Here is a 24469-nt window from a genome sequence, read left to right on the forward strand (position 1 = left end):
ATTCGCCACAAATATACGAATAATTTTGTTATCCCAAATAAAATATCTACTTTCGTGTTCGGAAACGGTTAATAAAAGTAAAAGAAGATAATTATTCAGCCGTTCTATAAGTGAATACGAAATATTTCAAATTTTAATAACATTATCAATCTTAAAACGTCATTGGGTTATGAAAAACTTTATGGATGAAAACTTTCTTTTGCAGACTGAAACTGCTCAGAAGTTATATCATGAACACGCAGCAAAAATGCCTATTATCGACTATCATTGTCATCTGATACCTCAAATGGTGGCCGATGATTATAAATTCAAGTCATTAACAGAAATCTGGCTGGGAGGAGATCACTATAAATGGCGTGCGATGCGCACCAACGGTGTAGATGAACGTTATTGTACGGGAAAAGATACGACTGATTGGGAGAAGTTTGAGAAATGGGCAGAGACTGTTCCTTACACGATGCGCAATCCGCTTTATCACTGGACTCATTTAGAGTTAAAGACTGCCTTCGGCATCAATAAAATCCTGAACCCGACAACGGCCCGTGAAATCTATGATGAATGTAACGAAAAGCTTGCTCAGCCGGAGTATTCGGCTCGTGGTATGATGCGCCGTTACCATGTGGAAGTAGTTTGTACTACGGATGACCCAGTGGATTCTTTGGAATATCACATCAAAACCCGTGAGAGTGGTTTTGAAATCAAGATGCTTCCTACTTGGCGTCCGGATAAAGCAATGGCAGTAGAAGTACCGGCTGATTTCCGTGCTTACATGGAGAAATTATCGGAAGTAAGCGGCGTGAAGATTTCCGGATTCGATGATATGGTGGCTGCTTTGCGTAAACGCCATGATTTCTTTGCAGAACAAGGTTGTAAACTTTCTGATCATGGAATTGAAGAGTTCTATGCGGAAGACTATACAGATGCAGAAATCAAAGCTATCTTTAATAAGGTATATGGCGGTCAGGAATTGACGCATGAAGAAGTTCTGAAATTCAAATCGGCCATGTTGGTTGTATTTGGTGAGATGGATTGGGAGAAAGGTTGGACCCAACAGTTCCATTATGGTGCTATCCGTAACAATAACTCAAAAATGTTTAAACTGTTAGGGCCGGATACCGGTTTCGATTCAATCGGCGAGTTTACAACTGCTAAAGCAATGGCTAAGTATCTTGACCGCTTGAACAGTAACGGCAAACTGACTAAAACAATCCTTTACAATTTGAATCCGTGTGCTAACGAGGTAATTGCTACCATGCTTGGTAATTTCCAGGATGGCACAATTCCGGGTAAGATTCAATTCGGTTCGGGATGGTGGTTCCTGGATCAAAAAGACGGTATGGAAAAACAAATGAATGCGCTATCTGTTCTTGGTTTGTTAAGCCGTTTTGTCGGTATGTTGACAGACTCCCGCAGCTTCTTGTCTTATCCGCGTCATGAGTATTTCCGTCGTACTTTATGTAACCTTATCGGTAAAGACATCGAAAATGGTGAAATACCTTCTTCTGAAATGGCACGTATAGAACAAATGGTAGAGGATATTTGCTATAACAATGCGAAGAATTTCTTTCAGTTTTAATGGGTAGATTTAATAAAGAAAGAAGCCTTCATTCATTATAGAGTGGAGGCTTCTTTTTTATAATTATATTCAGTGTTTAAAAGTAACTTTTCGGTTCATAATGAAATTGACCGCACCATAAATAAACAGTCCTAAGAATTGTACCAGATATTCGTTTATATCCGCATGGACTATCAGCGTCTTAAAGAAAGCATACTGACACCCGTATGCCATTAAGAAAGCTACAGCAAAATAGCAGATTTCACGTCTGAGATTCGTCTTCCGGGTTTGGAACACCCATAATTTACTCCAGATAAAACTGTTGATCAAGGCACCAATATACCCTACTGCATTTGATAACCCTAAAGGAAAATGCATCCATCGCATCGCTACATATATAATATAAGTGATGAGGGCATTGGACATTCCAACAATGACAAACCTTACTATTTGTGTACTTTTCTTTGGAGACATTCGATAAAAGGGCGGAACTTAGTGCTCCGCCTCATTATAGGGAATTTTATTTCTTTTCTTTTATGTCTACAATTAAATTCAATTCATCTAACTGTGCCTGGTCTATTGCCGCAGGAGCATCCAACATTACATCGCGTCCGCTATTATTTTTAGGGAAAGCAATGCAGTCACGGATAGAATCCAGTCCGGCAAACAAACTTACCCAACGGTCGAGACCGTAAGCCAAACCACCGTGAGGAGGTGCTCCGTACTTAAACGCATTCATTAAGAATCCGAATTGTTCCTGTGCCTTTTCCGGTGTGAATCCCAAAATCTCAAACATCTTGGCTTGCAGATGCGGGTCATGAATACGGATGGAACCTCCACCTACTTCTACCCCATTGACTACCATATCGTAAGCATCCGCACGGACAGCTGCCGGATCAGTATCAAGCATTGGGATGTCTTCATCTTTCGGATGTGTGAACGGATGGTGCATAGCCATCAAGCGACCTTCTTCTTCGCTCCATTCAAACATTGGGAAGTCTATCACCCATAAGCAAGCAAATTTGTTTTTATCGCGAAGTCCCAATTGGCTACCCATTTCTAAACGAAGTTCGCATAATTGTTTGCGAGTCTTCATGGCATCGTCTCCTGAAAGTATCAGAATCAAATCACCCGGTTTGGCACCGAAAGCGGCTTTCATTTGTTGCAGCACTTCTTGTGTATAGAATTTATCTACGCTTGATTTTACATTTCCGTCTTCTTCAACACGTGCATATACCAACCCCTTTGCACCAATCTGCGGTCTCTTTACGAATTCGGTTAACTGGTCGAGTTGCTTACGGGTATAGGTTGCTGCACCTTCAGCACAAATACCTCCGATATAGGCTGCGTTGTCGAATACGGAGAAACCATATCCTTTCAGAACGTCCATCAGTTCAACGAACTTCATGCCAAAACGAAGATCTGGCTTGTCGCTACCGTAATATTTCATGGCGTCATTCCATGTCATACGTATAAACGGTTCGGTCAGCTCAATTCCGCGAAGTTCTTTAAACAAGTGTTTGGTCATTCCTTCAAAAGTAGAAATAATATCTTCTTGTTCAACAAAACTCATTTCACAGTCGATTTGTGTAAATTCCGGTTGACGGTCGGCACGAAGGTCTTCATCACGGAAACATTTTACAATTTGGAAGTAACGGTCAAAACCGGATACCATCAATAACTGTTTGAGTGTTTGAGGTGACTGAGGCAAAGCATAAAACTGTCCCGGATTCATACGTGAAGGTACAACAAAGTCACGTGCACCTTCCGGAGTGGAACCGATAAGCATCGGAGTCTCTACTTCTAGGAATCCCAAACTATCCAAGTAACGACGCACTTCCATCGTCATACGGTGGCGAAGTTCCAGGTTCTGACGAACTGCTGTACGGCGGAGATCGAGATAACGGTATTTCATACGTATATCGTCACCACCGTCCGTATTATCTTCTATAGTGAACGGAGGAGTCATTGCTGCGTTTAATATATTCAACTCGCTTACAATAATCTCAATATCTCCGGTAGGAATATTTTTGTTCTTGTTAGAACGTTCGCTAACGCTTCCGGTAATCTGAATGACAAACTCACGGCCCAGCTTATTTGCACGTTCGCAAAGCTCCGCATTAACTTCTTCATTAAAAACAAGTTGAGTAATACCATAACGGTCACGAAGGTCAATGAAAGTCATACCTCCCATTTTACGCGCACGCTGTACCCATCCTGACAGTGTAACGTTTTTGCCTGCATCGGAGATATTTAATTCTCCACATGTATGTGTTCTAAACATATATATTGTAGTTTAATATTTTCAATGGTGGCAAAATTACTAAATAATTATTGATTATTTAGCATATTATTCTCAATAGTTTTCAGCTACTTTTATTTAGAAAGCATAGAAAAGGGGTACCCTTGCCGGATACCCCTTTCAATTGTTATATAGAATCTATATAATTAGTTTCTTGGCAATGCTTCTTTTACTACCATCGGACGGCCTGCATATTCTGCTCCGTTCAATTCTTTAATAGCGTTTTGAGCTTCAGAAGATTCAGGCATATCAATAAATGCGAATCCTTTTGATCTTCTTGTGTCGCGGTCAGTGATAAGTTTCACTGAATCAACCGTTCCGTACTCTTCCATTACTTGTCTCAAATCCGATTCCTTAACATTGTAATTAAGGTTTCCTACATACATGTTCATAAAATAAAAATATAAAAATTAATAATTCAATAATAACGTTTAAGGGGAGAGCTTTGAACAGGATGGATTTACTCAATGATTAAACTGAGGAGATACATAATGAAAATAGATCGAAATAAACCTCTTATTGTTTGTTGATGCAAAGAAACGGATTCTATTTGGATAATCTACTATAAAACTAAATATTTAATTAATAATATATCTTTATTTATAGAATAAAGCCATACGTTAACTGTTTGGGAAACCAATGTGCCTTAAATAGAAAAAAGCCGATACATAGTATCAGCTTCATCTTATTCTGTCGGGGTAGCGGGATTCGAACCCACGACCCCCTGCTCCCAAAGCAGGTGCGCTAACCGGACTGCGCTACACCCCGAAAACTCTATCAATCAAAACCTTCTTATTTCGTCGGGGTAGCGGGATTCGAACCCACGACCCCCTGCTCCCAAAGCAGGTGCGCTAACCGGACTGCGCTACACCCCGAAAACTCTGATTAGGTTTTGTTTTCAAAAGCGAGTGCAAAGGTAGAAACAATTTTGGAATAAGCAAACGCTTTGAGGATTTATTTCTATGTTTATTAAGAAAAATATTTTGAAATAATAAAAAAGGAGAAACACGATTGTATTTCTCCTTTCCTTCATTTAAAGTAAACTTCTTATTTTATAACATCTAATTTTTTAAAGCATTTCACTAATTTATCAACAGCAAAATCAATCTGTTCTTTTGTATGTGTAGCCATCAGCGCAAAGCGTACCAATGTGTCCTGAGGTGCACAAGCCGGTGGAATAACCGGGTTAATGAAAACTCCCTCATCGAACGCCATTTTAGTGATCATGAAAGTTTTCTCCATATCACGTACATATAACGGAATAATAGGACTGGCGGTATCACCAATTTCAAAACCGGCATCACGGAAACATTTTAATGCATAATTAGTGATTTTCCACAAATTCTCTTGGCGTTCCGGTTCATTCTGTATGATATGTAGAGCTTCCATTGCGGCGGCTGTGGCTGCCGGAGTATTGCTTGCAGAGAATATATAAGAACGTGAATTATGGCGTAACCAATTGATCGTAGCTTTGTCGGCAGCAATGAAACCACCGATAGATGCTAATGATTTAGAGAATGTTCCCATTATCAAATCCACTTTATCGGTTAATCCGAAGTGATTACAAACACCACGTCCCTGTTTACCGAACACTCCCAATCCGTGAGCTTCGTCCACCATGATACATCCGTTGTATTTTTCGCTTAGTTTCACAATTTCCGGTAATTTAGCTAAATCACCTTCCATAGAAAACACTCCATCCACAACAATCAGTTTAACAGATTCCGGTTTACATTTAGCCAGCTCTTTTTCCAAAGCCGCCATATCGTTATGCCTATATTTTAATTGGGTGGAGAAAGAAAGACGGCGTCCGTCTACGATAGATGCATGATCGCGGTCGTCACATATAATATAGTCGTTACGATCGGTCAAGCAGGATACGACACCTTCATTGACTGTAAATCCGGTTGAATAAACCAATGCATCTTCTTTACCTACAAATTCAGCTAATTCTTGTTCTAGTTGCACGTGAAGATCCAATGTGCCGTTTAAAAAACGCGAACCGGCACATCCGGTACCGTATTTACGTGTTGCAGCTATTGCCGCATTGATAATTCTTTGATCATAAGTGAGACCCATATAAGAGTTTGATCCGAACATCAGTACCTTTTTTCCGTCCATCAGTACCTCTGTGTCTTGGGCACTGTCTATTTCACGAAAATAAGGATATACACCCTTCGCCTTTACTTCTTGTGGAAGTGTGTACTTTGCTAACTTGTCTTGTAATAATCCCATAACAATGTTTTAATAAGCTCTCGCCTATATTAATGTATATACTTTTTCAATACATTCTGTTTCCCTCTTTTTATCTTTTTCTAAAAAACAGGCTGCAAAGATAATAAAATATGTAACTCTAAGTATCCTTTTTCTGAAAAAATACATCTTTAGGGTGAAAACTAATCCATAAATTTCATTGTTATTGTATAAATGTACTATTTTTGTCAACAGTATTAATAATGATGGCATGGAGGGGAAAAAGAAACTAATTTTCATCGTTAATCCGATATCAGGCACGCAAAATAAGGAACAAATATTAAATCTTTTGGAAGAAAGGATTGATAGGGAGTTGTATGAGTATAAAATTGTGCGAACTGAATATGCAGGTCATGCAGCAGAAATAGCATCCCAGGCTGCTACTGAAGATACTTATATGGCTGTAGCTATCGGAGGAGACGGTACGATTAATGAAATCGCCCGTGCGCTGATTCATACGCAAACAGCTCTCGGCATTATACCTTGCGGGTCAGGCAACGGGCTTGCACGACATCTGCAAATACCAATGGAGCCTAAAAAAGCAATTGATATTATTAATAAAGGTAATATTGAGTGCATTGATTATGGAAAGATTAACGATATACCTTTCTTTTGTACCTGTGGAGTGGGTTTTGACGCTTTTGTCAGTCTTAAATTCTCCAAGTCAGGAAAACGAGGACTCCTCACCTATTTAGAAAATACGCTCCATGAGAGCCTGAATTATAAGCCTGAGACGTATGAGATAGAGAATGAAGACGGTACAATGAAGTACAAGGCGTTTTTGATAGCCTGTGCCAATGCTTCCCAATATGGCAATAATGCTTATATTGCTCCGCAGGCATCTTTAAGCGATGGCTTGATGGATGTCACCATCCTCGAACCGTTTACCGTACTCGACGTTCCCGCTCTTGCTTTTCAACTGTTTAACAAGACTATCGACCAAAACAGCCGGATTAAAACATTCAAATGTAAAAAGATAACCATCACCAGAAGTAAGCCCGGAGTGATTCATTTCGACGGAGATCCGATTATGGCAGGTGATAAAATTGAAGTAAAGATCATTAGCCAGGGATTAAATGTCTGTGTACCTCACAATGACAGAAAAGACTATAATGTTCTTCAAAAGGCCTCTGGCTATATCGGAGGATTAAAACCGATAGGCGATGCCATTGTAGAAGATATAACCAACAGAAATCGGTTACTGTTGGATAAGAACAAAGCATTAATCAAGAAACTTAAAGGAAAAAGCAGTAAAAAATAGTCGCTTAAAAGAGCGGAATTTCCAATCATTTTATAGAGTTAAATTTACCCATATATATTTATATAAATATATATGGGTAAAAACATCTAATAAATACTCCTTATCGAATGAGAATAATGTATTGGAAAATTGAATTGTTTTATCAGGATGAGCAATTCGTTTGAGCATGGGAAGCCTTGCGTTTACCCTTGCCTATCCTGTCGTTTCAGCAAGGGTAAACGGATAAAAGATATAACCGGTTACATCTTCAGATAATAATCTTTGGTCAATTCAATGTACTCCTCAGTATAAGTGTGCCGGGAAAGCTCGATGGTCAGTTCATCGGTTTCGCAAACTTTGTCTTGATAAGAAAATGCAAGCAGAGCTCTTTTGGGTATTGCATTCGGAGTGGTGTGAATCATTGTTCGGTGTATGGAATATAAATGGTTGTTTTCTGCAATACTTACTACCCTCTCCATAACATCGGCAGGAATGACTACCGAAAAAAGCCCGTCAGGATTCAGGAGTAAAGCTGACTTGCAGATTAAATCTTCATAGGTCAGTTCTTCCGTATGTCGTGCCATATCCCGCTGATTATTCCCGGATTTCAGAGAATCGGAAAAATAAGGAGGATTGGACACGATAAGGTCAAAAGTTTCGTGAAAAACATATTTTTTGAAGTCAGCATGAATGACATTGATTTTGTCTTTCCATGGCGAACGGGCTACATTCTCCTGCGCTTGCAGTACAGCATTCTTATCCATCTCTATTGCCGTGATATTTGCCGATTCATTACGCTGGGCCATCATTAATGAAAGCAAACCTGTTCCGGCACCTATATCGAGGATTTTACGGGCATGAGATACATCCGCCCACGCGCCTAACAGGACTCCGTCCGTACCCACTTTCATGGCACATTTGTCATGCCATACAGTGAATCTTTTGAATTGAAAATAAGGATTCGGCATTGTTACTAAACGAATATTTTCGTCAAAAATAGGTAAATCGGGGCGAAGATATAAACTATTATCAAATAAATTGGCACAACTATTGTATATTTCTTAGGTAGAACTTTATTTTTAGTGAATAATGAATTAACTTTGCAGTCGCTTTTTTGTGACTGTCAGTTTTGGCATAAACTCAATACACACATTAGAATGATAAAAAATAGTAAATACCTAAGCGAAATGGAAGAGTCAAACGACAATGCATTTTCTTTGATTGCTGATTTTGAAGGAAATGAAGAACAGTTGTTTGACGTTAAAGTAGAAGAAAGCCTTCCGGTATTACCTTTACGAAATATGGTGTTGTTTCCCAGTGTAGTACTTCCTGTTACCGTAGGAAGAACTTCTTCTTTGAAATTAGTAAACGATGCCTATAAAAATAGCAGTTATATAGCCGTTGTTTGCCAGAAATCGTCGGAAACGGAAACACCTGGTTTCTCTGATTTACACCCTATCGGCACGGTTGCCAAAGTAGTTCGTATATTGGAAATGCCGGATCAGACAACGACGGTTATTCTTCAAGGTATAAAACGTCTGGAGCTAAAGGAAATAACAGAGACTTATCCGTATTTGAAGGGTACGATCGAAGCGAAAGACGAAAAGCTGCCACCTAAAGAAAACAAGGAATTTGAAGCATTGGTTGAAGCCTGCAAGGATTTAACAATCCGTTATATAAAGACTTCGGATTCAATGCATCAGGAAGCTGCATTCGCTATCAAGAACATCACGAACCGTATGTTTTTGATTAACTTTATTTGTAGTAACCTTCCATTGTCGAAAGATGAGAAAATTGCACTATTGCAGATTTCTTCTCTTCAGAGTAGAGCTTATAAATTGTTGGAAATACTGAACCGTGAAGTTCAGTTGGCAGAAATAAAAGCATCTATCCAGCTGCGTACAAGGGAAGATATCGACCAGCAACAGCGTGAGTATTTCTTGCAACAACAAATCAAGAATATTCAGGATGAACTGGGCGGTGGCGGTCAGGAACAGGAAATAGAAGAGATGCGTCAAAAAGGCGCACGCATGAAATGGAGTAATGAAGTTCATGAAATCTATAAGAAAGAGCTTTCCAAACTGGAACGTATGCATCCGCAATCTCCTGATTATAATGTTCAGTTAAACTATCTGCAAACAATGTTGAGTTTGCCGTGGGGTGTTTATACAACGGATAATTTCAATCTGAAAAATGCCGAAAAGACATTGAACAAGGACCATTACGGTTTGGAAAAGGTGAAAGAACGTATCTTGGAACATCTTGCCGTATTGAAGCTCAAAGGCGACTTGAAGTCTCCGATTATTTGTTTGTACGGCCCCCCGGGAGTTGGAAAAACATCTTTGGGAAAGTCTATCGCTGCTGCTTTGAAGCGTAAGTATATCCGTATGTCATTGGGTGGAGTTCACGATGAAGCTGAAATCCGAGGACACCGTAAGACTTATATCGGTGCTATGCCGGGACGTATCATTAAAAGCCTGATTAAAGCTGGTTCTTCCAATCCCGTATTTATTTTGGATGAGATTGATAAGGTTGGTGCAGACCGTCAGGGAGACCCTTCGTCTGCCCTGTTGGAGGTACTTGATCCGGAACAGAACAATGCTTTCCATGATAATTTCCTTGATGTGGATTATGACTTGTCGAAAGTCATGTTCATTGCGACGGCAAATAATCTGAATACCATTCCTCAGCCCCTACTCGACCGTATGGAGTTGATAGAAGTGAGCGGATACATCACGGAAGAAAAAATCGAAATAGCCCGTAAGCATCTTCTTCCGAAAGAAATGGAAGCTACCGGTATCGATAAACATGATTTAAAGATACCTAAAGATACGTTGGAGGTCATTATTGAATCATATACCCGTGAATCCGGAGTACGTGAACTGGAAAAGAAAATCGGTAAGATTTTAAGAAAGGTTGCGCGTCAGTATGCTACTGATGGTTATTTTGCCAAGAGTGAAATAAAACCGGCAGATTTGAATGAATATTTGGGTTCGCCGGAATATACCCGTGATAAATATCAAGGTAACGAATATGCCGGAGTAGTGACAGGATTGGCATGGACAGCCGTAGGCGGAGAGATTCTGTTTGTGGAAACCAGCCTGAGCAAAGGAAAAGGAGGCAGACTTACATTAACAGGTAATCTGGGAGATGTGATGAAAGAATCCGCCATGCTGGCTTTGGAATACATTAAAGCACATGCAGGATTATTGAATATTGATGAAAATATCTTCGACAATTGGAATATACACATCCATGTGCCTGAAGGAGCTATACCGAAGGATGGCCCGTCGGCAGGTATTACGATGGCTACTTCTCTTGCTTCGGCATTGACACAGCGTAAAGTGAAGAAGAATCTGGCAATGACCGGAGAAATAACTCTTCGTGGTAAGGTGCTTCCCGTAGGTGGTATTAAAGAAAAGATATTGGCTGCCAAACGTGCCGGTATTAAAGAGATAATCTTATGCGAAGAGAACAGAAAGAACATTGAGGAAATTCAGGATATTTATTTGAAAGGTCTGACTTTCCATTATGTAAAAGATATCAAAGAAGTATTTGCATTGGCTTTGACAGAAGAAAAAGTGGCGGATGCGATAGACTTTAGTAAATGAATAACAAGCAATTGACCGAATGACTTTTGACTTACAATATACTGACCCGAAATCAAATGCACGAGCCGGACTCATCACGACCGACCACGGACAGATAGAAACTCCTATTTTTATGCCTGTGGGAACGGTGGGTTCTGTGAAGGCAGTGCATCTGACTGAGCTTAAAAATGATATAAAAGCACAGATTATTCTGGGGAATACCTATCATCTTTATCTCCGTCCGGGACTGGATATCTTGGAAAGAGCCGGAGGTTTGCATAAATTCAATGGCTGGGACCGCCCGATTCTGACGGATAGTGGCGGTTTTCAGGTTTTCTCTCTTTCCGGTATTCGCAAGTTACGGGAGGAAGGAGCAGAATTCCGCTCGCACATAGATGGTTCAAAACATATCTTTACGCCCGAAAAAGTGATGGATATCGAGCGTACTATAGGAGCCGATATAATGATGGCGTTTGATGAATGTCCTCCCGGAGATTCGGATTATGAATATGCAAGGAAATCATTAGGATTGACCCATCGTTGGTTAGATCGTTGTGTAAAACGTTTTAATGAGACGGAACCTAAGTATGGCTATAATCAATCCCTCTTCCCGATTGTACAAGGGTGTGTTTATCCGGATTTACGTAAGCAGTCTGCAGAATTTATTGCTTCTAAAGGGTGTGACGGAAATGCGATCGGAGGTTTGGCTGTAGGCGAACCCGTGGATAAGATGTATGAAATGATAGAACTTGTCAATGAGATACTGCCGAAAGATAAACCGCGTTATTTAATGGGGGTCGGCACACCGGTCAATCTTCTCGAAGGAATAGAAAGAGGAGTAGATATGTTTGACTGCGTTATGCCGACACGTAACGGACGTAACGGAATGCTTTTCACCAAAGAGGGTATTATGAACATGAGGAATAAGAAATGGGAAGATGATTATTCTCCTATCGAGCCGGATGGCGCTTCTTATGTGGATACACTTTATAGTAAGGCTTATCTTCGTCATTTATTTCATGCACAGGAATTACTTGCCATGCAGATAGCCTCTATCCATAATCTTGCTTTTTATTTATGGTTGGTGGGTGAAGCTCGCAAACATATTATTGCCGGAGATTTTTCTACATGGAAGCCTATGATGGTAAAACGTTTATCCACAAGATTATAACCATTGGGCAATGAAGAAGTTGTTTAGATGGAAGTTAATAAAGAAGCTTGATAAATATATTATTGTCAAGTTCTTGGGAACATACGTTTTTGCCATTGCTCTGATTATATCAATTGCCGTAGTATTTGATATTAATGAGAAAATGGATAAGTTCATGACGAATGATGCGCCGTTAAAAGCCATTATCTTTGACTACTACATGAATTTTGTCCCCTACTTTGCTAATCTTTTCAGTCCCTTATTTGTCTTCATTGCTGTTATCTTTTTTACTTCCAAAATGGCGGAGAATTCGGAGATTATCGCCATGTTCTCTACCGGAATGAGCTTTAAGCGTTTGATGCGTCCTTACATGATTTCCGCAGCCATCATTTCTATCGTAACCTTCTGTTTGGGTTCTTATGTAATTCCCGAAGGCAATGTCACACGACTTGATTTTGAGAATAAATACATAAAGAAGAAGAAAATAGATTATGTACGCAACGTACAGTTGGAAGTAGATAGCGGAGTTATAGCCTATATAGAGAGATATGAAGATTATAATAAAACCGGTTATCGCTTCTCACTTGATAAGTTTGAGAACAAGAAATTAGTGTCTCACATGACAGCCCGAAGTATTACGTATGACACTTTGTCCGAATACCGATGGACAATCAAGGATTACATGATAAGAGAATTGAAAGGTAATAAGGAGCATATAACCAAAGGCGATAAGATGGACAGCATTATTGTAATGGAACCGTCTGACTTCCTGATAGCACGTAAGCAACAGGAAATGATGACCAGTCCGGTCCTGAAAGAGTATATTCTCAAGCAGAAACAGAGAGGTTTTGCCAATATCAAAGAATTTGAAATAGAGTATTACCGACGCATTGCGATGTCTTTTGCCTCTTTTATCCTGACCACCATCGGCCTAGCCCTTTCTTCTAGGAAAACTAAAGGAGGTATGGGATTGCATCTTGGTCTGGGATTGGCATTGAGTTTCTCTTATATCATGTTCCAAACAGTTTCTTCTACGTTTGCCATCAATGGTAGTATGCCTTCCATTATAGCGGTATGGATACCTAACATACTCTATACTTTCATAGCTATTTATCTGTATACCAAAGCACCAAAATAAAAAAAACTTTTATACTTTTCATATTAGTTTTGTATAGTTTTTGATAATATAAAACATATTTTATGCAAAAAGCTAAATAATGCTTGATTTTTGTTTACTAAATGTTTATATTTGAAAATATTCTTAAGTAACTATCACTCAATATATTAATTTTAAATCAATGAGCTTATGAAAAGTGTTACTTCATTAGGATTGAGTTTACTTATAACAGTCTTATTTCTGTTAGGAAGTAATGTAAAAGCAGTTGAAACAGTTCTTCTTTCCGAAACTTTTGAAACAAGTCAGGGAGGCTTCTCAATTATACAATATGGTTCACGTTTACCTGACGGATTAAGTGCAATTTGGAAATATGATGTTACAAACAAGCAGATGAAGGCAAGCGCTTTTGTCAATTCAATCAAATATGAGGCCCAAAGTTGGTTAGTATCTCCTGAATTGGATTTTACAGATGTAACATCTGCAACATTAACTTTTGATCATGCTGCAAAAGATTTTGCAGAAGTAACAGATGAATTAACTGTGTGGGTAGGGACTCAGGAGCCCTATTCTTCGGCATTTCCTGACTGGCATCAGCTGACAGTTCCTGTTTATCCTAGTGATGGTAACCAAGAATTTGTGTCTTCCGGAAAAATTGACTTATCGTTTGTGATAGGAAAAAAGCATGTTTTTATCTACTTTAAATACAAAAGTACGAAAGAAGCCGCACCTACTTGGAAGATAAAGAACGTGAAGGTGGTAGGTGATAAAAAAACTGATCTTCCTACCGGAACGGTTGAACCTTTATTCGTAGACTTTGGTAACGTCGAAGTAGGTTCTTCTGCTACAAGGGAAATAAGAATAACTCCTCTTTATGAAACAGATGATTTGATTATAGATATTTCTCCTGCAACCTCGACTTTCACTTTATCTCCTCTTTCTATTATTGATAAAAATAAGGGAACGTTATCAGCAACGATAACATATACTCCTACGGGGACTTATACAGATGAAGCCAAATTAACCGTGGTGGGTGCTGGTTTTAATCCACCCATAATAGTTCCTCTAAAAGGAAATGGAGTGGTACAAAGTTCCAATGTAATACTGGATGAAAGTTTGTTGACTGAAGAAAGTTTTAATAAATTCTATAAAGAAAATGTTATAGGTGATGAAACCTGGTATTTTAGTAATAAGTATGGTGCCGGTATGTCCGGTTATAATCGTGAAGAAGCAGAGTCTTATGCCAATGAAGATTGGCTTTTGTCACCGAGCTTGAATTTAGGAGGTATAACAAAGGCAATGCTTTCTTTTGAACATGCCATTGGTCCAACTAGTTTAGAAATAGAAAAAGGAAATTATTCACTAATGTTTGCTTCCGATTATGATGTGCCTCAATTGGAAGAAGAAAACAGAGTACCTGTTGCTTCATGGGAAGAAGTAACTATTCCGACTTACCCTGATAATGTGAAGTGGGTATACAGTCCGGTTGAGATTGAAATTCCTGCTAAGTATTTAACTCAAAATTTCGGTTTTGCATTCCGATATAAATCGACAGATAAGGAATCAGCTATTTGGGAGATAAAGAATATAAAACTGACAGTAGGAAGAGCCAAATCGTCTTCTTCTATTCAATCGACCAAAAAAGCCAACACGATTTATGTCTCTGGTGATATCGTTGTAATTAACGCAACTCAGACAGCAATAATAGAGGTTTATGATGTAATGGGACAAAAAGTAATGATGCGAACTGCCGTTAAAGGTTTCAATTATATTAATGGTTTGCAGAAAGGGCAAATCTATATTTTCAAATTTGCAAATGAAACCTACAAAATAGTGTTTTGAAAGTTAGGATTGATTTTATAAAAAAGGGGCTGTCATATAAATCTACCATATTTTAGGTCTTGATTTATTAGACAGCCCTTTTTATTTTTGTTGTATTGATGTCCTCTCTGGAACTCTTTCTCTTAATTGAAATAAGAAGAAAGCTGGGATGCGGATATGTTCTTAGCTACGATCACACCTCTATCATCCAATAAATAATTTTTGAAGCCTCTATCTAAATTATACTTTTTAAATATAGAAGAAGCTTCTCCTTTTGTTTCCAAGTAACAGTCAGAAGACTGTACCTTGTCTTTTCTTATGGTTTCGCTGAACACCGATTGGTAGTCGTCAAAAGATACTGAAACCATTTTTACATCTTTAGATAAGTTTTGAAGCGCATTGTTTAGACTGACATTTTGCATTCTGGATTGCGCATCATAACTTGCCCAAAAGCTGAGCAATACATATTTTCCTTTCAAGTTTTGAAGGTCAAGCTGCTGCCCGTTGAATGTAGCATCGATTTTAAAACTTGGAGCTACATCTCCTACATTCAAACCACTTGTCGGTTTGTCTTTTTCTACAAATGAAGTCAAGGAACTAATAAATAATACAACAAAAATCCACGTTACATATTTCATGTAATAAGGCTTTAGTTAATACTATCCGGGACTGCCCTTAAACAGTGGTCTCTTCCCGGAACATTACTTAAACTTTGCATCAAAATATTGATAATCAAAGCGCTTAGTTTTAGAAACCGTGTGCAAAGGTAAGTACAATTTACTCACTTATCCAAATAAAAAGGTAAAAAAAGAACTATTTGGTCTTTAATTTTATGTTATTTAGCATAAAATATATCCATTCAATAGGCATTTAACACAAGCGATAATATAGAATAATATTTATTTTCAATATTTTCTTTATCTCTAAATAGCCAATATATTACTATTATTTCCGTTACTCTTAAATATAAAATGATTAGCATTACTTGGATAACAATTAAAATAGCCTTTTGATTTTATTATTTTTAATCAGACAGAAATTTGATACCCAAATTTGCCATTTGCATCCAATTACGATTATAATAGGCATGTGCTAATAAAAACATTTTAAATTTGTGAGGTAATTATTGACCTATAACTATAAAATAATATTATATTTTAATGATATATACTGACATTTCACATCTTCCCTTAAATGGGCATGAGGCATATCTGAAAGAAGGTTTTGGGGGGCTCTGTACAGGTGGAACTGCTGTTATAGAAGTTTTTTCGGTCAGTCAGCGAATATCTACAAATGATATTGTTACTATTTTACCATTGCAATTAGCAGCAATACGAGAGATTAGCGATGATTTTTCCATGACATTTTTTAAGTTTGACAAGACTATGTTTATTGATATAATGAGTGGTCTGGGGAAAATAACTCCAGATTTCTTTTTCTATATGCGAAAGAATTTTCTATATCATTTAAATGATAGTGAGGTCCGAAGGTTCTCTAATTATTGTAATGTCATCAATTTCCGAAATAACAATGATGACCCTGTTTTCCGTAATAAAACGATTATACATTTATTTCAGATTTATTTTTGGGATTATTATGTATCTTTTCTAAAAAAGGTAAATAGTGAGAAAATACCTCTTACAAACTCTAATAAAGAAAACATAGCTTTTAAATTCGCAATGTTGGTCTCTGAATATTATCGTAGTAACAGGGAAATCTCTTTTTATGCAGCTCAGTTATGTATATCGCCTATTTATCTGACAAAGGTAATTCAAGAAATGAACGGACAGTCTCCTCATGAGATGATAGCAGATTATCTTATTATTGAAATAAAAAAACTACTTCGGGATTCACATATTGATATAAAGAATGTGGCTCAACAAACAAATTTTTCCAGTCAATCAGCATTAAGTCGTTTTTTCCGTCAGCAGACAGGTATGTCTCCTTCGGAATATCGACGTATGATTCATACTATACGGTAGGATTATAGTGTATTTATATAAAAATATCATATTATAATATGGAACAAACAAAAGAAGATTCCCGCAAAAGCGACAAAGAATATTTTGATGAAAAAATGTCAGAACTACTGACGGAACAAATATTGTTCCCTGAGAGTGTCTATGTTCATTTACCGATAGGAATTGAAATCTATGACACAATACCTATTTTACGTGGTATAAATAATCGTGCCTTGGAAATATATGGAGTTGAAGATAAAACTGCCGTTGTTAATAAACTCAACCTTTTCGATAGTCCATATATTGATGAGGAACTTAAAGCCCGTATACAGGCAGGTGAAGATATTACTTTGGAATTTGAGTACGACTTTGACCGTATGAACAGAGAATATTTTTCTTCTAGTCATCAAAAAACGATTATATATGAAGTTAAAATAGTACCCATTCGCAATAGTAACAGGACTATTTTAGGATATATGTTGCTTACTAATGATGTGACCTCTACTAAAGAAGCCGATTTTCGTACGGAAGAAAGTAAGAAGAATTTGGAAATGGCTATGGAGGCGGCAAATATGTCCTCTTGGGTGTATGATTTGCAAAATAATGTATTCAGTTCGTTGCATGGAAACACGATTGTCAGAAAAGACATGAAATTAGAAGAACTGCAGGGAATACTTCACCCACAAGATTATGCTACATTGACAGAACTTTTTAATCAGTTGATAAAAAGAGAAATAGAACACGGGCAAATAACAATACGAGCATTCGATAAGCTACAAAATCAGTATCGTTATTATGAAAGCCGGATGCGACTATCATCCGAACATCGGGGGAAATTGCTGATTATAGGTACACAGGTGGATGTGACTAAAAGAATACAAATGGCGAAAGAGACACAAGAATTGATTGCCAAACGTGAAATGGCAATGAAAGTCAGTAATATAGTCCATTGGGATTTTGATGTACAAACCCAATACTTTGAAGCCTATAATGACCCGGTGAATGATTATGTATCGGATCAATTATTAACTGTAAAAGAATACTTGAATGTAATCCATCCCGAAGATCAATCTGCAACTTTGGATGCCATTCAATCTATGATGATGGGGAAGGAGACAAATATTGACCTTGTCTGTCGTATGCAAACTAAATATGACGATTCCTGGCAATATTGCAATATAATAGGTGTTCCATTTGAGAGAGATGATAAAGGAAATGTAATTCGTTTTACAGGACTTCGACAGAATATTTCCAAGCAGCATCAACTTGATGAGGAGCTTAGGGAACGCAACTACAGAATGGAACTTACATTTAAGACAGTAGGTATGTCTTATTGGGTTCTAGACTTGGATACCAAACAATTTCATGCCTTCAACGATCCGGTTAATAATTATGATTCGGAAAAGAGCATTTCATTAGAAGATTATTTACTTGTTACTTATCCTGATGATGTAGATGTAGTCCGTGAAAATTTTGAAGGAATGCTTTTGGGAGTTAATAAAGAACTCAGTTTTCAATATCGATCCAGAACTAAGTGGGATAAGGAATGGCAAACTCTCATTGTAACAGGAATCCCAGCAGAAAGAAATAAGAAAGGAGAAGTAACTCGTTATACCGGCATTACATTCAATAATACGAAGTGGGAGAATATGGCCAATGAGTTGAAGGAACTAAAAGAAAAAGCTGAACTTTCGGACCGGATAAAGTCTGCTTTTCTAGCCAATATGAGCCATGAAATACGTACGCCTCTAAATGCAATTGTTGGATTCTCCGAACTGTTAGTGGATTGTGATGATCTGGCTGAAAAGAAAGAGTATATGGACATCATTGAATTTAATAATGAATTACTACTTCGCTTAATCAATGATATTTTGGATCTTTCAAAGATTGAGTCAGGCATCCTTGAACGTAAACGGGAAAAATTCAATCTACGTAAGGTCTGTAATGAGTTATGTGCAACAATACAACCCAAAATCACTAATCCGAAAGTTGAATTCCGATCAGTTTCAGGACCGGATTGCTGTGTTGTTTTAGATCCGAATCGACTAAAACAAGTGTGGATGAATTTTTTAACTAATGCAGCAAAATGTACGAAAGCCGGATATATAAAAATGGGATATTCCATTGAGAGAGGAGGAATCCGGATTTACGTGGAAGATTCGGGAGTAGGTATTCCATATGAATTACAAGATAGAGTTTTCGGACGTTTCCAGAAACTTAATGATTTTGCTCAGGGAACAGGGTTGGGACTAGCCATTTCCAAAGCTATTATAGAAGGAGCAAAAGGAGAAATAGGCTTTAATTCAGAGCCGGGTGTAGGGTCTACTTTTTGGGCATGGATACCTTGTGAGATTGAAGATTTAAATGATAAAAACGAGAATAATTCCGATCCTTTATCGCAATTACCTGCTTTTAAAGAAATCAAGGAAAAGGATATGAAGATTCTGCTTGCCGAAGATAATGATAGTAACTATTTATTAGTCAAGAGTATACTTAAAAACTTCAATCTTAGTCGGGTTTCCAATGGAATAGATGCTGTACGAAGTGTACTTGAAGGACAATACGACTTTGTTATCATGGATATAAATATGCCGATTATGGGTGGTTTGGAAGCAACACGCAAAATTCGGGAATTCAATGCCCAAATACCTATTATTGCGCTTACAGCCAATGCTTTCGATTCTGATAGAGTTAGTGCGATGGAAGCTGGTTGTGATGCATTCTTAACAAAACCTGTAAAAAAGGATCAGTTGCTTGATTTTTTACAAAGAAACAATATATGATAAAATAACCTTTATTTGGAATTTGATATAATGCAATCATTGAGCTTTTAGCAAAACCTTAACTTTTTGTAATAATGGACTGGTTTGTCCCAGTCTATTATTATTTATAGACCGTTTACCAGACGTTATTTCCCATCATTTAATTTGTTTCAATATGAATTTTAACTTTGGTACTTTATGTACTTGGTTTTAAAGATTCTTATTTGGAAGAACAAGGAAAACTATAATCAGTAGTTTAAACTTTGGAATGATTTATTATCTTTGTCGGCAAATATAAGAGCAAATGAAATTTACGGAGTTAAATTTAGACGATTGTGTGTTACAAGCATTGGATACGATGAACTTTCAGGAGTGTACTCCAGTGCAAGAACATACAATTCCTGTTATACTTGAAGGTAAAGATTTAATAGGTGTAGCCCAAACCGGTACAGGAAAAACTGCGGCTTATCTTCTTCCTATTCTTAATCGGTTGTTATCTGATAATCATCCCGAAGATGCCATTAATTGTATTATTATGGCTCCTACAAGAGAATTGGCACAGCAGATAGATCAACAGATGGAAGGGTTTGCCTATTTTGTACCAGTTTCAAGCGTGGCGGTATATGGTGGAAATGACGGTGTATTGTTTGAACAGCAAAAGAAAGGACTTACTTTGGGTGCGGATGTTGTAATCGCTACTCCGGGACGTCTTATCAGTCATTTAGCTTTGGGTTATGTCGATTTGTCGCGCGTTTCCTATTTTATTCTTGATGAAGCCGACCGTATGCTCGACATGGGTTTCTCTGACGATATTATGCAAATCGTGAAATATTTGCCTAAAGAACGCCAGACCATTATGTTCTCTGCAACGATGCCGGCAAAAATACAGCAATTGGCAAAGACAATCCTACGTGATCCGGTAGAAGTTAAATTAGCTGTATCCAAACCTGCCGAGAAGATTATACAAGCTGCGTATATCTGTTATGAACGTCAGAAATTGGGTGTTATCCAAAGTTTATTTCAGGATGAAGTACCGGAGAAAGTTATCATATTTGCATCTTCTAAGATAAAGGTAAAGGAAGTAACGATGGCTTTGAAACGCATGAAACTGAATGTAGGTGATATGCATTCGGATTTGGAACAAGCGCAACGTGAATTTATCATGCATGAGTTTAAAAACGGGAGAATAAATATATTGGTTGCAACGGATATTGTATCTCGTGGCATCGATATAGATGATGTACGTTTGGTCATTAATTATGATGTTCCCCATGACTGTGAAGATTACGTTCATCGCATCGGACGTACTGCCCGTGCAAATAACGACGGTGTAGCTATTACATTTGTTAGTGAGAAAGAACAAAGCAAATTCAAGGAGATAGAGCTATTTCTGGAAAAGGATATTTATAAGATTCCTGTACCAGAAGAATTAGGAGAAACTCCGGTATATAATCCCAGAACTCAGAGCCAGCAAAAACGTCCCTATCGTAAGCAGGGCGGAAAAAGAAACTTCAATTCCCGTAGAAAGAAAGAATAAAGGTAATAAAAAAAGGTGTGGCAAGAAGTCGCACCTTTCATATTAACCGATATATACATTCACATTCAGGAAGAGAAATAAACCTTCATCTTCTTCTTCAAATTCTATTTTGTCCTCTCGTGCCAACCAGCCGACAGCCATGTTTAAATCAATATCATTTAAACCGGAACTCTTTTGTAGCTCTTTATAAGACCATCTTAAGTTATTACTAAGCAGATTCCATAGAATACCAGCATTATAACCAATCGTTGCTTTATTCATTTTGTTATCAATATAAATAGGTTAGTAATAAATAGCTCGTACAAATCATTACAAATATAACAAAATATAATCTGTTTGGTTTTAATGCTAGCAATAAATAACATTATTAATCAATATAATTAACATTTATAACATTGGGGTGTAACTTCGTTTTAATTACTATTTCAGTGAATAATATTTTCTTAAAAGAATATATATAGAGTATGTGTACTTCTTTCTTTTAAAAGTTAAATGATTATCTTTGTCCGACTTACAACTTAAATTAATGAAGTATGATATTAAATGAAAGAGACGCCCGCCATGAGCATCTGCTCAATGTGGCAAAGCAGATAATGACAGCCGCCCGTACGGCTCCGAAAGGAAAAGGGATAGATATCATAGAAACAGCGACTATAACTGACGAAGAGATAACCCTATTGTCAGAGAAACTGATACAAATGGCAGAGGAAACCGGATTGAAGTTTTTTCTTCGCGATGCCGAGAATATTCTTAGCGCAGAAGCTATTATATTAATAGGTACGCGAGAGCAGGTACAAGGCTTAAACTGTGGGCACTGTGGGTTTCCTACTTGTGTTGCTAAGCCTGAAGGTGTACCTTGCGCCATTAATTCCATTGATTTGGGAATTGCTATCGGTTCGGCTTGCGCCACGGCTGCCGATAATCGTGTAGATAGCAGGGTTATGTTTTCGGCAGGGCTTGCCGCTCAACGTTTGAATTGGCTTATTGACTGCAAAAGTGTAATGGCTATTCCTATCAGTGCCTCTTCTAAGAGTCCATTTTTCGATCGTAAATCTAAAGAAAAGAAATAGGATGGGATTATTCGCAACTTTACCGGGTATGGGTGGTACTGAGAAAGATTTGCAGCTCACCTTTGGACTTTCGATGGAAGAGATAACCGAAATACGTGAAACTCATTTGCCCGCCGAATGGTATCCTCAAAGCGGAGTGCAATTGACATGGCCGCATGCCGGAACTGATTGGGCCTATATGTTGGAAGAGGTTCAGGAATGTTTCATTAATATAGCGAATGCAATCTCCCAACGGGAATTGGTCTTAATCGTAGCACCTGATACAGAAGCAGTAAAAATGCAGCTTGAAGGTAAAGTAAAGATGGAGAACATTCGCTTTTTTGAATGTGAAACCAATGACACTTGGGCTCGTGATCATGGTGCAATATCCCTGTTAGATGCAGAATCTCCCCTCCTACTGGATTTTTGTTTCAATGGTTGGGGAATGAAGTTTGCCGCCAATTATGATAATCTCATTACCCGCAATCTTTTCAAAGCCGGTCTTTTTAAAGGAAGATACATGAATTGTTTGGATTACGTTTTAGAAGGAGGCTCTATCGAAAGTGATGGCAAAGGTACATTATTGACGACATCAGAATGTTTATTGTCCGACAATCGCAATGACAAGATGAATCGTGTAGAAGTAGAAACCTATCTTCGCTCTAAGTTGCACGTGCAGCGTGTTTTATGGTTAGATTACGGCTATTTATCGGGAGACGATACCGATAGTCATGTGGATACGTTAGCTCGTTTTTGTCCGAATGATACGATAGTTTATGTGCAATGCTGTAATAAAGAAGATGAACATTATGAAGCATTGAGACGAATGGAAGATCAACTTCTTACCTTCCGTACATTGGATGATAGACCTTATCGTTTGTTACCCCTTCCGATGGCGGATACCATTATGAATAATGATGAGCGTCTACCGGCTACTTATGCTAATTTCCTGGTTATAAACGGAGCTGTGCTCTACCCTACTTATAATCAACCGGGAAATGATATGAAAGCCGCTGATATATTGACATTAGCTTTTCCTGACAGAGAAATCATCGGTATCGACTGCCGGACATTGATTAAACAACACGGTTCTTTGCATTGTGTTACAATGCAGTATCCTAAAAACATATTGAAATAATGAAGAAAATAAAAGTAGGACTGGTACAGCAAACTAATACTGCGGATATACATGAAAATCTGAAACGATTGCATGCTAATATAGAAATTTGTGTCAATCAAGGTGCACAGTTGGTTGTTCTTCAGGAACTTCATAATTCTCTGTATTTCTGTCAAGTAGAAGATACAAATAACTTTGATTTGGCCGAACCGATTCCCGGCCCTTCTACAGGATTTTATGGAGAAATTGCTGCTCATTATAAGATTGTGTTAGTAACATCCTTGTTTGAGAAACGAGCTCCGGGACTGTATCATAACACAGCTGTAGTTTTTGATACAGACGGAAGCATAGCAGGAAAATACCGTAAAATGCATATTCCCGATGATCCGGCTTATTATGAGAAATTCTATTTCACTCCCGGTGATTTGGGTTTCCAACCGATTCAAACGTCATTAGGAAAGTTGGGCGTGTTGGTTTGCTGGGACCAATGGTACCCGGAAGCAGCCCGTCTGATGGCTTTACGAGGAGCTGAAGTACTAATCTACCCCACTGCTATCGGATGGGAAAGCACTGATACGGAAGAAGAAAAATCCCGCCAGTTAAATGCATGGATTATTTCTCAACGAGGACATGCCGTTGCCAATGGATTGCCGGTAATTTCAGTTAATCGCGTAGGGCACGAGCCGGACCCTTCCGGACAAACGAATGGAATACAATTCTGGGGAAACAGTTTTGTAGCCGGTCCACAAGGTGAAATTTTAGTTCAGGCCTCAAACAATGAAGCCCAGAATATAGTAACGGAAATCGATTTTACCCGAAGCGAGAATGTACGTCGTTGGTGGCCTTTCCTTCGCGACAGACGTATTGATGAGTATGGTGAGATAACCAAACGTTTTATCGATTAAGTCGCATCCTAAGCGGTTTCAAACTTTGACTCACCCGATAATTATCGGGGATAGTAAGATCTGTTTTTCAACATACGGTCCTTTGCTTGCAAACGATAAGAGTTTGTGAACAA

General features: G+C 38.1%; 19 protein-coding genes and 2 tRNA genes. 12 read left to right on the forward strand and 9 right to left on the reverse strand.

The genetic code is table 11. From position 1 onward, the window contains the following. Nucleotides 1-169: 169 nt before the first annotated feature. Nucleotides 170-1576 carry a glucuronate isomerase gene (gene uxaC / locus DXB63_RS07450; RefSeq protein WP_122125782.1) on the forward strand — a complete coding sequence of 469 codons (1407 nt, stop codon included), beginning with the start codon at nt 170-172 and terminating at the stop codon, nt 1574-1576. Nucleotides 1577-1645: 69 nt separating this feature from the next. Here uxaC and DXB63_RS07455 read toward each other — a convergent pair whose 3' ends face one another. The 6 genes from DXB63_RS07455 to DXB63_RS07480 all read right to left on the reverse strand — a co-directional run bounded on the left by DXB63_RS07455 (nt 1646) and on the right by DXB63_RS07480 (nt 6092). Further along, nucleotides 1646-2029 carry a GtrA family protein gene (locus DXB63_RS07455; RefSeq protein ID WP_122125783.1) on the reverse strand — a complete coding sequence of 128 codons (384 nt, stop codon included), beginning with the start codon at nt 2027-2029 and terminating at the stop codon, nt 1646-1648. Between the two features lie 46 nt (nt 2030-2075). Further along, on the reverse strand, nt 2076-3839 hold the full coding sequence (gene aspS, locus DXB63_RS07460) for an aspartate--tRNA ligase (protein ID WP_122125784.1): 1764 nt from the start codon (nt 3837-3839) through the stop codon (nt 2076-2078). A gap of 164 nt (nt 3840-4003) precedes the next feature. Then, nucleotides 4004-4249: an RNA-binding protein gene (locus DXB63_RS07465; protein WP_122125785.1), complete on the reverse strand. Its 246-nt coding sequence runs from the start codon at nt 4247-4249 to the stop codon at nt 4004-4006. 301 nt (nt 4250-4550) lie between these two features. Continuing rightward, nucleotides 4551-4625 (reverse strand) — tRNA-Pro (locus DXB63_RS07470). Between the two features lie 32 nt (nt 4626-4657). Next, a tRNA-Pro gene (locus tag DXB63_RS07475) sits at nt 4658-4732 on the reverse strand. Between the two features lie 172 nt (nt 4733-4904). Then, entirely contained in the window at nt 4905-6092 is a 1188-nt protein-coding gene (locus DXB63_RS07480; RefSeq protein WP_122125786.1) for an aminotransferase class I/II-fold pyridoxal phosphate-dependent enzyme, read from the reverse strand. Nucleotides 6093-6321: 229 nt separating this feature from the next. On the opposite strand from DXB63_RS07480, the gene DXB63_RS07490 reads away from it, so the two are divergent. Next, nucleotides 6322-7371 carry a diacylglycerol kinase family protein gene (locus tag DXB63_RS07490; RefSeq protein ID WP_122125788.1) on the forward strand — a complete coding sequence of 350 codons (1050 nt, stop codon included), beginning with the start codon at nt 6322-6324 and terminating at the stop codon, nt 7369-7371. 239 nt (nt 7372-7610) lie between these two features. On the opposite strand, the gene DXB63_RS07495 is transcribed toward DXB63_RS07490, so the two are convergent. Continuing rightward, nucleotides 7611-8318 carry a tRNA1(Val) (adenine(37)-N6)-methyltransferase gene (locus tag DXB63_RS07495; protein ID WP_122125789.1) on the reverse strand — a complete coding sequence of 236 codons (708 nt, stop codon included), beginning with the start codon at nt 8316-8318 and terminating at the stop codon, nt 7611-7613. 192 nt (nt 8319-8510) lie between these two features. Between DXB63_RS07495 and lon the strand changes: the two genes are divergently transcribed. The 4 genes from lon to DXB63_RS07515 all read left to right on the forward strand — a co-directional run bounded on the left by lon (nt 8511) and on the right by DXB63_RS07515 (nt 15046). Then, the gene (lon, locus tag DXB63_RS07500; RefSeq protein WP_122125877.1) at nt 8511-10961 is read left to right on the forward strand and encodes an endopeptidase La; all 2451 of its coding nucleotides are present in this window, start codon (nt 8511-8513) and stop codon (nt 10959-10961) included. A 19-nt stretch (nt 10962-10980) separates the two neighbouring features. Continuing rightward, entirely contained in the window at nt 10981-12111 is a 1131-nt protein-coding gene (tgt, locus tag DXB63_RS07505; RefSeq protein ID WP_122125790.1) for a tRNA guanosine(34) transglycosylase Tgt, read from the forward strand. Nucleotides 12112-12121: 10 nt separating this feature from the next. Beyond that, the gene (locus tag DXB63_RS07510; RefSeq protein ID WP_122125791.1) at nt 12122-13228 is read left to right on the forward strand and encodes an LptF/LptG family permease; all 1107 of its coding nucleotides are present in this window, start codon (nt 12122-12124) and stop codon (nt 13226-13228) included. A 168-nt stretch (nt 13229-13396) separates the two neighbouring features. Continuing rightward, nucleotides 13397-15046: a choice-of-anchor J domain-containing protein gene (locus DXB63_RS07515; protein WP_122125792.1), complete on the forward strand. Its 1650-nt coding sequence runs from the start codon at nt 13397-13399 to the stop codon at nt 15044-15046. Nucleotides 15047-15168: 122 nt separating this feature from the next. Here the strand turns inward: DXB63_RS07515 and DXB63_RS07520 are convergent, their stop codons facing one another. Further along, nucleotides 15169-15663, reverse strand: coding sequence for a thioredoxin family protein (locus tag DXB63_RS07520; RefSeq protein ID WP_122125793.1), 495 nt, complete (start codon nt 15661-15663; stop codon nt 15169-15171). Nucleotides 15664-16185: 522 nt separating this feature from the next. On the opposite strand from DXB63_RS07520, the gene DXB63_RS07530 reads away from it, so the two are divergent. The 3 genes from DXB63_RS07530 to DXB63_RS07540 all read left to right on the forward strand — a co-directional run bounded on the left by DXB63_RS07530 (nt 16186) and on the right by DXB63_RS07540 (nt 21285). Beyond that, nucleotides 16186-17007, forward strand: coding sequence for an AraC family transcriptional regulator (locus DXB63_RS07530; RefSeq protein ID WP_122125794.1), 822 nt, complete (start codon nt 16186-16188; stop codon nt 17005-17007). A gap of 38 nt (nt 17008-17045) precedes the next feature. Then, nucleotides 17046-19769 carry a response regulator gene (locus DXB63_RS07535; RefSeq protein WP_122125795.1) on the forward strand — a complete coding sequence of 908 codons (2724 nt, stop codon included), beginning with the start codon at nt 17046-17048 and terminating at the stop codon, nt 19767-19769. A 283-nt stretch (nt 19770-20052) separates the two neighbouring features. Beyond that, nucleotides 20053-21285 carry a DEAD/DEAH box helicase gene (locus tag DXB63_RS07540; RefSeq protein WP_122125796.1) on the forward strand — a complete coding sequence of 411 codons (1233 nt, stop codon included), beginning with the start codon at nt 20053-20055 and terminating at the stop codon, nt 21283-21285. Nucleotides 21286-21327: 42 nt separating this feature from the next. On the opposite strand, the gene DXB63_RS07545 is transcribed toward DXB63_RS07540, so the two are convergent. Next, nucleotides 21328-21546, reverse strand: coding sequence for a winged helix-turn-helix domain-containing protein (locus DXB63_RS07545; RefSeq protein WP_122125797.1), 219 nt, complete (start codon nt 21544-21546; stop codon nt 21328-21330). 272 nt (nt 21547-21818) lie between these two features. Between DXB63_RS07545 and DXB63_RS07550 the strand changes: the two genes are divergently transcribed. From DXB63_RS07550 to DXB63_RS07560, 3 genes are read left to right on the forward strand one after another with little or no spacing between them, the layout of a single operon-like run. After that, complete coding sequence (locus DXB63_RS07550) at nt 21819-22355, forward strand: ferredoxin domain-containing protein (protein ID WP_122125798.1); 537 nt, start codon at nt 21819-21821, stop codon at nt 22353-22355. Nucleotide 22356: 1 nt separating this feature from the next. Beyond that, a complete protein-coding gene (locus DXB63_RS07555) occupies nt 22357-23472 on the forward strand; it encodes an agmatine deiminase family protein (RefSeq protein ID WP_122125799.1) in 1116 nt (371 codons plus the stop codon). Continuing rightward, a complete protein-coding gene (locus tag DXB63_RS07560) occupies nt 23472-24356 on the forward strand; it encodes a carbon-nitrogen hydrolase (RefSeq protein WP_122125800.1) in 885 nt (294 codons plus the stop codon). Before DXB63_RS07555 ends, DXB63_RS07560 begins: the two co-directional genes overlap by 1 nt. Nucleotides 24357-24469 lie beyond the last annotated feature (113 nt).

This window comes from Bacteroides sp. OM05-12, from assembly GCF_003438995.1.
In the GTDB taxonomy this organism is placed as follows: Bacteria; Bacteroidota; Bacteroidia; order Bacteroidales; family Bacteroidaceae; genus Bacteroides.

Excerpts from the sequence above, each read along its gene's own strand:
- uxaC (WP_122125782.1), top strand. The coding sequence starts at position 170 with ATGAAAAACTTTATGGATGAAAACTTTCTTTTGCAGACTGAAACTGCT.
- DXB63_RS07455 (WP_122125783.1), bottom strand. The coding sequence starts at position 2,029 with ATGTCTCCAAAGAAAAGTACACAAATAGTAAGGTTTGTCATTGTTGGA.
- aspS (WP_122125784.1), bottom strand. The coding sequence starts at position 3,839 with ATGTTTAGAACACATACATGTGGAGAATTAAATATCTCCGATGCAGGC.
- DXB63_RS07465 (WP_122125785.1), bottom strand. The coding sequence starts at position 4,249 with ATGAACATGTATGTAGGAAACCTTAATTACAATGTTAAGGAATCGGAT.
- DXB63_RS07480 (WP_122125786.1), bottom strand. The coding sequence starts at position 6,092 with ATGGGATTATTACAAGACAAGTTAGCAAAGTACACACTTCCACAAGAA.
- DXB63_RS07490 (WP_122125788.1), top strand. The coding sequence starts at position 6,322 with ATGGAGGGGAAAAAGAAACTAATTTTCATCGTTAATCCGATATCAGGC.
- DXB63_RS07495 (WP_122125789.1), bottom strand. The coding sequence starts at position 8,318 with ATGCCGAATCCTTATTTTCAATTCAAAAGATTCACTGTATGGCATGAC.
- tgt (WP_122125790.1), top strand. The coding sequence starts at position 10,981 with ATGACTTTTGACTTACAATATACTGACCCGAAATCAAATGCACGAGCC.
- DXB63_RS07510 (WP_122125791.1), top strand. The coding sequence starts at position 12,122 with ATGAAGAAGTTGTTTAGATGGAAGTTAATAAAGAAGCTTGATAAATAT.
- DXB63_RS07515 (WP_122125792.1), top strand. The coding sequence starts at position 13,397 with ATGAAAAGTGTTACTTCATTAGGATTGAGTTTACTTATAACAGTCTTA.
- DXB63_RS07520 (WP_122125793.1), bottom strand. The coding sequence starts at position 15,663 with ATGAAATATGTAACGTGGATTTTTGTTGTATTATTTATTAGTTCCTTG.
- DXB63_RS07530 (WP_122125794.1), top strand. The coding sequence starts at position 16,186 with ATGATATATACTGACATTTCACATCTTCCCTTAAATGGGCATGAGGCA.
- DXB63_RS07535 (WP_122125795.1), top strand. The coding sequence starts at position 17,046 with ATGGAACAAACAAAAGAAGATTCCCGCAAAAGCGACAAAGAATATTTT.
- DXB63_RS07540 (WP_122125796.1), top strand. The coding sequence starts at position 20,053 with ATGAAATTTACGGAGTTAAATTTAGACGATTGTGTGTTACAAGCATTG.
- DXB63_RS07545 (WP_122125797.1), bottom strand. The coding sequence starts at position 21,546 with ATGAATAAAGCAACGATTGGTTATAATGCTGGTATTCTATGGAATCTG.
- DXB63_RS07550 (WP_122125798.1), top strand. The coding sequence starts at position 21,819 with ATGATATTAAATGAAAGAGACGCCCGCCATGAGCATCTGCTCAATGTG.
- DXB63_RS07555 (WP_122125799.1), top strand. The coding sequence starts at position 22,357 with ATGGGATTATTCGCAACTTTACCGGGTATGGGTGGTACTGAGAAAGAT.
- DXB63_RS07560 (WP_122125800.1), top strand. The coding sequence starts at position 23,472 with ATGAAGAAAATAAAAGTAGGACTGGTACAGCAAACTAATACTGCGGAT.